The organism is Vicinamibacterales bacterium (genome assembly GCA_036012125.1).
Taxonomy (GTDB): Bacteria; Acidobacteriota; Vicinamibacteria; order Vicinamibacterales; family UBA823; genus UBA11600.
The window spans coordinates 1-11,392 of record DASCOS010000031.1 but is presented as its reverse complement, the minus strand read 5'-3'; the positions used below and the strand labels follow the sequence as shown (position 1 = coordinate 11,392).

The 11,392-nt window shown below is 54.3% G+C and carries 10 protein-coding genes; 7 read left to right on the top strand and 3 right to left on the bottom strand.

Annotated elements, in window-relative coordinates:
- Both QGH09_09665 and QGH09_09660 read left to right on the top strand, forming a co-directional pair.
- A partial coding sequence (locus QGH09_09665; GenBank protein HJO18451.1) for an oligopeptide/dipeptide ABC transporter ATP-binding protein occupies positions 1-843 on the top strand: 843 nt, incomplete at its 5' end.
- Between the two features lie 374 nt (positions 844-1,217).
- A complete protein-coding gene (locus QGH09_09660) occupies positions 1,218-2,489 on the top strand; it encodes a M20/M25/M40 family metallo-hydrolase (protein HJO18450.1) in 1,272 nt (423 codons plus the stop codon).
- Here QGH09_09660 and QGH09_09655 read toward each other — a convergent pair.
- The gene (locus tag QGH09_09655; protein ID HJO18449.1) at positions 2,486-3,205 is read right to left on the bottom strand and encodes a sulfite exporter TauE/SafE family protein; all 720 of its coding nucleotides are present in this window, start codon (positions 3,203-3,205) and stop codon (positions 2,486-2,488) included. The two genes, QGH09_09660 and QGH09_09655, sit on opposite strands and share 4 nt — an antisense overlap.
- 188 nt (positions 3,206-3,393) lie before the next feature.
- Here QGH09_09655 and QGH09_09650 point away from each other — a divergent pair, with 188 nt between their 5' ends.
- The gene (locus QGH09_09650; protein HJO18448.1) at positions 3,394-4,578 is read left to right on the top strand and encodes a reductive dehalogenase; all 1,185 of its coding nucleotides are present in this window, start codon (positions 3,394-3,396) and stop codon (positions 4,576-4,578) included.
- A gap of 3 nt (positions 4,579-4,581) precedes the next feature.
- Here QGH09_09650 and QGH09_09645 read toward each other — a convergent pair whose 3' ends face one another.
- Positions 4,582-6,654, bottom strand: coding sequence for a PQQ-binding-like beta-propeller repeat protein (locus tag QGH09_09645; GenBank protein ID HJO18447.1), 2,073 nt, complete (start codon positions 6,652-6,654; stop codon positions 4,582-4,584).
- A gap of 75 nt (positions 6,655-6,729) precedes the next feature.
- A complete protein-coding gene (locus QGH09_09640) occupies positions 6,730-7,257 on the bottom strand; it encodes an SRPBCC family protein (protein ID HJO18446.1) in 528 nt (175 codons plus the stop codon).
- Positions 7,258-7,386: 129 nt separating this feature from the next.
- Here QGH09_09640 and QGH09_09635 point away from each other — a divergent pair, with 129 nt between their 5' ends.
- The 4 genes from QGH09_09635 to QGH09_09620 all read left to right on the top strand — a co-directional run.
- Entirely contained in the window at positions 7,387-9,504 is a 2,118-nt protein-coding gene (locus QGH09_09635; protein ID HJO18445.1) for a hypothetical protein, read from the top strand.
- A 37-nt stretch (positions 9,505-9,541) separates the two neighbouring features.
- Entirely contained in the window at positions 9,542-10,051 is a 510-nt protein-coding gene (locus tag QGH09_09630) for a hypothetical protein (GenBank protein HJO18444.1), read from the top strand.
- 15 nt (positions 10,052-10,066) lie between these two features.
- Positions 10,067-10,342, top strand: coding sequence for a DUF485 domain-containing protein (locus QGH09_09625; protein HJO18443.1), 276 nt, complete (start codon positions 10,067-10,069; stop codon positions 10,340-10,342).
- Positions 10,339-11,392, top strand: a 1,054-nt coding sequence (locus QGH09_09620; protein HJO18442.1) for a hypothetical protein, incomplete at its 3' end; no start/stop codon positions are given. The genes QGH09_09625 and QGH09_09620, both read left to right, overlap by 4 nt.

The following is an 11,392-nucleotide window of genomic DNA, read 5'->3' as shown; positions in this document are numbered from 1 at the left end:
TGTGGAAAGAGCACTATCGGTCGGGCGATTGTAAACATCCTACGCACGATGAGTTACGGCGTAGAGATGTCAGGTCGAATCCTCTATCACCACGAAGCACAGACTGTTGACTTAACTGCGCTGAGCCGGGCTTCAATGCGGCCCTATCGTTCAGATCTCCAGATGATCTTTCAGGATCCCTACTCTTCGCTTAATCCTCGAATGACTGTTGGTGACATCGTTGAGGAACCACTCACGATTCACGCCAAGGAGCTCTCGGCGGCCGACCGACGAGACAAGGTAATTTGGTTGCTCGAAAAAGTCGGTCTAACGGGCGAACAGGCTGACCGTTATCCCCACGAGTTTTCGGGTGGGCAGCGTCAGCGAGTTAGCATCGCACGGGCACTCTCGACGAATCCGAAGGTAGTCATTGCAGATGAGCCAGTGAGTGCGCTCGACGTGTCGATTCAGGCTCAAGTGATTAACCTCATGCAGGACTTACAGCAGGAATTTGAATTGTCCTACCTCTTTATTGCCCATGACCTGTCAGTCGTACGACATATCTCTGACAGGATCGCGGTGATGTACCTTGGCAATATAGTTGAAATTGGGCCTACCGACTCAGTGTATAACCAGCCAAAGCATCCGTATTCGCGTGCGTTACTCTCGGCTGTACCACGTGCCGACCCACGTGCGCGACTTGATGAGCGCGTCCACCTAGCTGGGGACATACCGACTCCGATCAAGAAACCCTCCGGATGCGGTTTTCGCACTCGCTGCCCGATTGTTCGTGCCTCGTGTGCAGAAGCGGTGCCCCCGCTTGAACTAAAAGACGAACGGTTCGTCGCCTGTCCGTGGGTGTGAGAACTGGTAAACCGATAACTGCTTCGGTAGCGACCCACCGGGTCGCCAGGATTCACGCTGCTCAGGTGAAACGCCCAGGCCCGCAGCCGCCTGGCCCTGCCGGGCTCTTCGCCATGTCGGCATTGACTGAGCTAGAGAAGGTCGAGAATTGCTTATCGACGGTATGACAACTGCAATTCGGACAGGAGAGTGCGTGGGACCCCGCACCCATCTGCTGGAGGATTTCGAAGCGGTGATCGCATTTGCGACACTGATACTCATAGATTGGCATTCGCTTTCAGTATAGATCACCATTAGATTTTGTCGGTGAAGCTTGGCACAATGTTGTGGGCCCGGTAGGGGCTTGGCGACCGTTTGGCTATTTGGAGTACTGAATGAGAACTCGACACTTTTTGGTAATGTTCCTGAGTGGACTTGTGTCACCTCTCTGGGCTCAGCCGACGGCTGACCTTTCATCGCTTCAAGCAAGTCCGGAGTATCAGGTTGCCCTTGACTACCTAGACCAGGACTCCGAACGCTACGTAAGAGAATTAATTCAGCTAACTGAAATTCCGGCGCCACCCTTTGCAGAGGAGCGCAGGGCTGCTGCCTACCTTGAACTGTTGAGGGCGGCTGGGCTGGATGATGTTGTTCAGGACGAGATCGGAAACGTGATGGGCATACGTCCTGGTATTGGCGGTGGCCCGCTTCTTGCTGTCGCCGCGCATCTTGATACGGTCTTTCCAACGGAGACGGATGTGACGGTCCGTAGGAACGGTACTCGGCTGATGGCACCGGGGATTGGTGACGACACGGCCGGCTTGGCTGCTGTCCTAGCCGTGATTCGTGCACTCGATGCCGCATCGGTGTCCACAACGTCTGACATTCTCTTTATCGGAAACGTTGGGGAGGAAGGCCCAGGAGACCTTCGTGGGGTGAAACACTTGTTTCGTGAGGGTGCCTATCGAAATCGGATTGCGAAGTTTGTGTCTGTCGAGTCTGGAGGTCAATCTACGATTACAAATGGTGCTCTTGGGAGCCGCCGTTACCGCGCAGTTTTTAAGGGGCCTGGAGGACATAGCTACGGCGCTTTCGGGCTCGTCAATCCTGCATTCGCTATGGCGGGTGCCATGCAGCGATTCGCGGCCATCCCTGTGCCCGAAGAGCCTAAGACGACGTTCAGCATTGGGATCGTGAGAGGTGGCACTTCGGTCAATTCGATTCCGTTCGAGACCTCTATGGATGTTGATATGCGCTCGGAGTCGCCGGAAGAACTTGACCGGCTCGTCGAAGCATTTCTTAGCGCGATGGATTTAGCGGTTGACCAAGAAAACGCCACGCGTTCAGTATCCCAAGGTCCAATCGAACTCGAACTTCAATTGATCGGGGACCGTCCGTCGGGCTTTACGCCGGCCAGTGCCCCGATTATGCAGGCAGCTGTCGCTGCGGCTGGATTGTTCGGGATTGAGGTGGTGCCGCGGACGTCGAGTACTGATGCAAACCTACCAATTAGTCTAGGTATACCAGCTATTACGATTGGTCGTGGCGGGCTCGGTGGGCGGAGTCACTCGCTAGACGAGTGGGTTGACGTTGATCCTGAACCGACCGTCCGCGGTTTGCAGGTCGTGCTGACGACCATTTTGGCTATTGCGGGGTTAGAAAACTAGTTGTACAACTCGTTCAGGATTACGACACAAGCCATGACGGTTGCAACGGTCAGAACCGCCGACCGCGTGTGACCACCGTCAAGCCACTCAATCGCTCGCGACGAAGCAGCGAATCCGATCAAGATTCCTGGCTGCAGTATTAGTGCGAGTTTAAGTTCTTCTTGTCCCAGTCGCCCGATAAGGGCTAGTGACACCAGTGAGATTGATACACCAACGACGAAAAATCCGGCCAGAGTGCCACGTAATCGGGTTCCTGATTCGTCTTGGTAAAGGAGTGCCATGGGTGGTCCGCCGATCGATGAAGTTGTAGCCATAAAGCCAGAGATTGTGCCTGCACCGATCAGGGTCCTTGGGTTAGGTCGCAAATGGAGTCCGGAGGCGCTGAGGCCGACTGAAACTAGGACGATCACTCCAAATGTGAGAGTAAGTTGACTACCGGAAATCAGATTAAGTGCGGTGATCCCAACTCCGGTGCCAGCGAACCGGCCGATTAATGCCCATCGCAGGCCAGAGAGGTCGATCCCTTGCCGATCACGGTAAGCGGTAAGTAGGATTAATGAAAGTGATGCGAGTAACAACGGGGCCGGAATAAAACGCGGATCAATCAGAATAAGAACCGGTGCGGAGACCAACGCTAGACCGAATCCCACAGCTCCCTGTACGACGGAGCCGACCAAAACGGCCGAGATGGCAATTGCGATTTCGAGCCAGTTCACCGGCGAGGCATCCAAATTCGGTCGGAAGATCGACTGCGTTTTCTTTACAGGCGGGCCGAACTCCTTATTCTACCATTAATTGTGCCGACCGTGCTTCTCGGCGAGTACTGTCAGTTCAGAAACTACATCCGGTGTGGCAGGGTAGGCCTTGGTAAAAACCCCTTCCTCAAATTAAGCTCGACAGCGTTATGAGTCGTCACACTCGCAGTCCATCTCGCCATGCGAAAGATGCCGAGGCTGGTTTTGAGATTCAGTCTGATTTCCAGCGGTTTTCTCAGCGAGATGATGTCTTTCGCCGGTCTTGGTGGGATGCACGGATCCGAAGCGCGAAGAGTGACCTGTTCTACGCAACCTATCGTGAGCCACTCAGTAATTGGCGGTCGACAGACGGTTTTACCCAGAAGGATTACGCGTTGCGCAACGCTGCCTGGCAGGTCTCCGACCTCTTTACCGACCTAAAACTGGATGCTGACCGGCGCGAAGGTTTCAATGACGAGTTCACGCTAACCCGTGGCGTGGCGGATGAACGTATCAACTTGGGTACGCCTGCGGAGACGGCTGCCGAGATTAAGCGCGTCGCCAAGGGTTTTGGTGCCGACCTCGTTGGTATTACCGACTACGACGAACGCTGGATGTATGTGAATAAGTTTAGCGACCTGTCTCTCACCGAGCGACCGCAAGAGATTCCACCTGAAGTGACGAATGTCATTGTCACGGCCCAGTCGATGGATTACGACCTGATCCGCACTGTCCCATCCGCACTTAGTGGAGCAGCAACTGGAGCCGGATACTCACGGGATGCGATGGTTGTTTTATCAGTCGCGCAGTACATCCAAAATCTTGGCTATCAGGCGGTTGCTAGCATGAATGACACGTCGTTGGCCATTCCATTCGCGATCAGGGCTGGGCTCGGCGAGTATGGCCGGCATGGGTTACTAATCACGAAGGAGTTCGGACCACGTGTTCGCTTGGGAAAGATTTACACTGATCTTCCGCTGGCGCACGACAAGCCGATTCAATTTGGCGTGAAGAAATTTTGCGACGTTTGCCAGAAGTGCAGCACGGCCTGTCCTGTCCAGGCGATTCCGAATGGTCCTCCGAGTACCGAACGCTACAACCAGTCCAATATTAAGGGTGTCCGAAAATGGTCAATTGATGGTGAGAAATGCTTTGGCTACTGGGCGGCCCAGAATAGCGACTGTTCAATTTGCATCAGGGTTTGTCCCTACAACAAAGATTTTTCGAAATGGTGGCTTCGTGCCGGTCGTTGGCTCGCAGGTACACCGCTGCGACGGATGATGCTGTGGCTCGATGGGTGGTTGGGTTACGGCGAACGTATTGACCCGAGACGATGGTGGTCCGCCCAAGGTTAGGTGCTAACGCACAATTAGTCTCTCGACGAGGTAGGCGGCCACGTCTTGGATTTCAGCTGATGTGAGACTTGACCCGAGCGCTGGCATGTCAGCACCGCCCTCCGTGACGATAAGGCTCGCGACTCCGAGGTCGAGGTCTGTTAGGCCATTGAGTGCCGGACCGCCGTGCCCCCCATCTCCGTTCGGCCCATGACAGAAACCGCAGGCTTCCACAAAGACCTGACGACCCAAGTTGACATCGGCTTGCCGGTCTGGTGCCGGAGGTTGTTCCGCTAGTGCCGGAGATTGCGCTGGTTCCCGAGTGCCGGATAGTGAGAAGAGCCAGACGCTGTCTCCACGCGGTGACCCAGCAAAGAGGTTCCCAGCCGAGTAGCTGACTAAGTGCTGCTCTCCATTGTGCTCAAATGTACTCGTTCCAGAATTCGAGCCGGCGCCTGTTTGGAATTCCCATAAGAGACGGCCATTACTTGAGTCGAGTGCTGTTAGGCGGCCATCATTCCGTCCAACAAAGACGAGGCCCCCAGCGGTAGCCAGTGAACCGCTGTAGCACAGGTCTGCCCATTGCTGACGCCACACCAAGCGGTTGTTTGTCATGTCTACCGCAGCGAAAATGCCCGTCGATGGCATTGGCACACTCGCGAATGTGCCACCGATGTATCTCGCTCCATTTGGAGCAATCTCAAAATCCCGATCACCACCGTTAAAGAACTGCGTCCGGTCATTCGCGCACACATAGAGAGTGGCAGTTGCTGGGTCGTAGGCAGGTGGCGGCCAGTTGATTCCACCGAAGGGCGAGGGTTTGGCGACAACGCCTTCAGTCCAGAATGGCGTAAAGATTCGGCCACCATTAACGAGTGTGTAGCCCTCGGGTGCGATGTCGATCGATTGTGGCACGATAGCATCGCCGATTGGATAGGGTTGGGTAGCTGCTGTTGCCTGGCGGGGTTCCTGCGGTACCGGTCGTTCTTCGATGCCGATGAGTGGCTCACCGTTAGTTCGATCAAGAATGTAGACCCAGCCGGTTTTACTTGCTTCGGCCAACGCTTTTCGGACGACACCATCGATCTCGACATCGAATAAAACGACCGGACTCGGCGAGTCGTAGTCCCACAGGTCGTGGTGTACCTGTTGAAAATGCCAGCGATAATCCCCAGTTGCCACGTCTATCGCGACGATCGAGACCGAGAACAGGTTGTCACCAGCACGGACTGCGCCGTTGAAATCAGGTCCGGGGTTTCCAGTGGAGAAATAGAGTAGACCTAACTCGGGATCGACGGCCGGCGTTTGCCAGACAGACGCCCCGCCGTGCCTCCACACATCGTTATCCTGAGGCCACGTGTCGTGTCCCACTTCGCCAGGTCCGGGAACGGTGTGAAAGACCCAGGCTGGGGACCCATCAGCAGCATGGAACGCGCTGACTCGTCCACGGATGCCATACTCTGCACCGGCAAAGCCAGTGATTACCAAACCGTCGAAATACAGCGGTGCACTCGTAATCGAATAGCCATCCTCCCATCGCGCAGCTTGAACTGACCAAGCCAGTTTGCCTGTCTGCTGGTCCAACGCGATGAGCTGACCATCAAGTTGCCCGACGTAGACCTTGCCGTTACCGAGTCCGACGCCACGACTAGTCCACCCACAGCATATCGGTGAAATGTCGGGATCCAGGTTTGCGTTATACCGCCAGTGAATCTGACCGGAGTCTATGCCGATAGCAAAAACGTCGTTGGCTCCTGTGACTATATAAATGACTCCGTCGCTCACGATTGGCTGCGCTTCTCCGGAGTATTTTTGACCAACGCCTGAGCCTTCCAGGTGTAACCGCCACACCGCTCCAAGGTCGCCCACGGTCTCCCGATTGATCTCGTCGAGAGGAGAGTACCGCTGGTTGTAAATGTTGCCACCGTTGGTCGGCCAGGAATCTCTAGGCGGTGCCACGAGCGCTTCGATCGAACGTGCTTGGTCCTCTGACGCTGCGGAAGGAATCGACTGCCCATAGACACCGACGCTAAAAAACCACAAGGTGGGGATTAGGAGCCAGGGGAAAAGTCGTCGTGTTTCATGTGCAGAACCCATTTTACCGGTCCACCTACCACGGCGGGGTAGTGTTAGACCGCTAGTGATTGCGTCAGTCATGAGATGTTGAGGATATCAGGACTGGGGGATCTCCACACATTTGAATCCATTTTCAAACACCTTTGTAATTTCGCGTTGACGAAATTCAAAGATTGTTCTTAGGTCATTATGAATCCAGGTAAGGATTGGTGTGTGTTTGAGTGCTCGGCAGTAGAGGTTAAATTGTACTGTGTCAGTGATTATGGTGTCGCTACCGTCAGCACGGAACGTGTGGGTATGCCGCCACAGTTTAAATGGTCCTCGAATCTGGTTGTCAACGAATTGATGTGGAGGCTCCCATTGTTCAATCTGGCTTTGCCAGCGGATTGGGAGGTGATGAAGGCGTAACGAATAGTCGATGATGGCACCGGCCACAAGTGGTTCCGAGCTGATGTAGTGAATACGGAACTTAAGGAACGGTGGTGTTAGGCGTTCAAGATTTCTGGCCGTTGAGAAGAATGAGAAGGTATTAGCAATCGGACACGAAACCCGCTGTTCACAGATCAGTGACCAATCGTGTTTCCTCTCAAAAATTCGAATAGACTCTTGCACGGCTTGGGGCATCTTTCAAACTCGATCGTTTCACGATGGTAGTGTTTTGGATCTAGGAATTCATCGCAACCTACCATGTGTGGCACCATGCGGGTCGTATCACTACCCGCACTGGGTTTTGTCCGCGGAAGGAAGTCGAACTTGAAAGCTTTCAGCACACCCTCGCTACTCTTGGCGTTGGTTGGTGTGTTTCTTGTGTTCCCAAGCGCCAATTATGTTCAGGCCTCTGGTTTACCGCTCAGTTCTCTCCCAGAATTACTCAGTGCCCTTGCACTTCTTCCACTGATTTTCTCGCGTTGGCTTCGGCGGCACTGGGCTTACCGTGTACCTATGCTGCTCAGTGGCCGTATCACTATTATCGCCGGGCTTCTATGTCTGGGTCTTATCAGCAAGAGCGTTCTGTTAATGAGTGGAACCTATCAAGGATTTCCTGCCTGTTACCGGGCCATGGGGCATGAGGCCCCGGTAGGACTATGCGAGAAGTCTTACGACAATCCTCTGGCACGCTTCACAGCGACGCGGGTAGATGAAGTCATCGATTTTGGTCCAAGCGAATGGAATCTTTCGTTCATGAACTCATTACGCTTCAACTATTACTGGTGGGTAGCGGGCTCGGTCCTGCGTGAGCGAATCCCATTTACTGCTTTCTGGCGAGGCGCTGTAGAACTCGATGCTTCTGAATCTATTACTGTGGCGTATGTTGGTGCGGGACAGGTGCAAATAGGTTCAGCTAGGCTGAGACTTTCTCCTTCGTACGACCGCGTTGCGCGCGAGCAGATCCGCCTTCCTGCAGGTCGGCATGACCTCACGGTGTCTTATCAATTTGACGATGGGCAACGCTCCGGGGGAGACGGTGCCCTGGGTCCGCTGGCCACGTTTCGTCTCCAAGGGCGAGAGGGTCCTCTTCCGGCTTCGGGGCCACCTCTCTGGACCCGTCTACTTGGTTGGCTTATTGACGTCCTCGCTATAGTGAGCGGCCTCATTCTAGCGAGTTTTTACTGGCCGTTCGTCAAAGCGCAATGGTTGTGGCTCCTCGGCGCAGGTTTAGCGGCTGTTCTGATTACGCTACTTCCAGCCATCGACCCACCATCCGCTATCAATGGCTATTTGTTTCTGTCTACGCTCGCGGCCGGCGCTCTCGTCACAATGTCGGGTCGGAAACGGCGTCATTTGCTCGTGGCGTGTGCCGGAATGGCGATTGTCATCCTTGCGCATGAAGCCCGTGCGCATCCTTCGTTGACTTCGGTGCTACTGAGGGATGGTGGCTCGGACTTTTTAATGTATGAATCCTTTGCTCGCTCGATCCTTGAGACTGGTTCGCTTCGTGCCGGGGAAGAGGTCTTCAACGCTCAGCCGCTGTCTAGATATGTGATGTTCTTTAATCATCTCGTGTTTGGTGATGGTGATGGCCAGATTGCTGTTTTTGCCCGCATCATGGTGACGAGTGCGCTGCTATGGTTCGGCTGGCGATTCCGCGGCAGTGGTCACTTTGAGATGGTCGTTGCTTTGATTGGAACCGTCCTTTTGGTGACTCTTGTTAATAGTACAGTCGTTGCAAGCCTCATCCGTCGAGGAGTGTCAGAGTACACAACCTGGGTGGCGTTCCCGCTGGCTTTCACCTGGCTGTTTGGTCCAGGTCGAAAAGCTAGAAGAAAAGGCTTCGCTGCTCTAGCGGTTTCATTTATTGCCCGGACTGACCAAGCTCCGGCGCTGTTGTGGCTTCTTGTGATGCGCTGTCGGACCGCAGTGCAGCAGCGGGACCGGACGCTTATACCCGCGTTGGGACTTGCGGCTGCGATCTGCCTGTTTCCAGTGCTTCACAATGTTTATTACGGTGATCAGTTCAGGCTGTTCCCTACCAGTGGCCCAGTGAATCTCGTGCTGCCACCAGACGCTTGGCGAGACGCACTGACCGACTCAGAGGCTAGGCGGCAGATCTGGGCACAGCTTGAGTTTCTTCTTTATGGCCCGACGATGAACCAGGACCATGTGCTTGCTGGCGGGGAGTTGCAACTACTGTTCCGTAGTCTTCAATTGCTCTGGATGGTCGCTGTGGGAGTCGCGGTTCGAGCGCTATGGCGGTTCGGGCGAGTAACCGATCTGTTGATGGTTGGATTGCCACTCGTGTTCTTGAGCCCTCATCTGTTTTACCAAGTGGGGGTTTATTACCCCCGTCACGTTGTAATCGGCTATCTTGCAATGGCTGCGGCTGCCCTATACGTTATGGCTGTTCCGAATCGCGAACACTTGGAAACCTGATGAGGACGTGTTTCGTTTCCGTGCAGTGGAGAACAATATGACACGACTTGTTCTGGCATTGATGATGGCCTTATTCGCTTTACCGGCAACAGCCTCTACCGAAGAAGCGCAGTTAAAAGGTTCGGGTGTTTTGAACCAGTATCTCGGAACATGGCAAGCTCGAACGGTCATGAGCCCTACACAGTTGGTTCCTCGAGGATACGACGAGACAGCCACCCAAGAGGTTAAGTGGGTCTTGTCTAATCAGTACCTGGAGATGACAACTATTGGTGAATCACAGGACAGCCGAGACATGATTAATTACGCTGATGGGTCATACCACCGGTTTAACTTTACGTCAGAAGGAGATTCTTCGTATTGGATCGGAGATTGGCAAGATGATAGGCGGACTATGGTCTGGAAGATGGACTTTGGGATTATCAGTGGTTTACTTACAGAGCATTTTCTATCCATAGATGAAAAAGAGGTGACACTCGTTTTGAGAGACGCGGCCGGCAATATAATTATTCAAGCCCAGACAACGCAAAGTCGAACTGAAACCCAGTAGTGTAGATTGGTAATTATGAATTCTTTTGATGAGTTGAAACGCTTGAACTCTGCGCGCTGGCGTATCGCGATTGGGCTCACGATTACCATGATGGTCCTCTATTTTGGATTTATCTTGCTGGTCGCGTTTCGTAAATCCCTTCTCGCGACGCTGGTCAGCCCTGGTCTAAGTCTTGGCATTCTGCTCGGCGCGCTTGTGATTGTTGCAGCGTGGATACTGGTCTGGGTCTATGTCCGGTGGGCCAACCGGCACTACGACAGTGGCGTGGCTGCGCTGCGGGGGCGGTTGTGACGAGTAGTCTGGGTGAGCCTAATCTGATCGCGATCGCGGGATTCTTCATTTTTATCGTACTTTCGCTGGGCATTACCTACCTTGCCGCGCGGCGGACACATAACGCTGAGCACTTCTATGCCGCCGGTCGAAGCATCACTGGCCTCCAGAACGGTCTAGCACTCGCAGGAGACTATATGAGTGCGGCCAGTTTCCTTGGCATTGCTGGCTTGGTCGCGCTTTCAGGCTTTGACGGTCTCCTCTATTCGATTGGTTTCTTGGTCGGCTGGCCGATCGTGATGTTTCTGATTGCTGAGCCACTCAGGAATCTTGGGCGATTCACGTTCTCCGATGTCGTTGCCTTTCGGCTGCGTCAGGCGCCGGTGCGTGTGGCCGCCGCGGTCGGGTCGCTTGCTGTGGTGGCGTTCTATCTGATTGCTCAGATGGTGGGCGCGGGTAATCTTATCCGGTTGTTATTCGGATTGCCTTATGAACTAGCTGTCATCATTGTCGGCACCGTTATGCTGGCCTACGTGCTGTTTGGTGGCATGCTGGCGACTACGTGGGTCCAAATTATTAAGTCGGTCCTATTGTTGGTCGGGGCCTTTCTGTTGGCGGGTCTTGCACTCGCACAATTCAATTTCAATCCACTTGCGCTCTTCCAAGCGGCGAGCGACCAGTATGGCTCCGGTGTGCTAGGCCCCGGTGGACTCGTATCCGATCCGGTCGATGCTGTGTCGCTCGGGATGGCACTAATGCTCGGCACAGCTGGCCTTCCGCACATCCTGATGCGGTTCTACACCGTACCGGATGCGCGAACTGCTCGAACGTCGGTGTCCTACGCTACAGCAATTATTGGGGTGTTCTACTTGCTTACTTTCATTCTTGGCTTCGGTGCGATGGTCATCGTAGGTCAAGAACAGATCCGGAACGTTGATGCGGGCGGCAACATGGCGGCACTTCTGTTGGCCGAAACAGTTGGTGGGCCAGGGTTCCTAGGGTTCATTTCGGCCGTGGCGTTTGCCACCATCCTTGCTGTGGTGGCGGGGCTAACTCTGGCGGGGGCGGCTG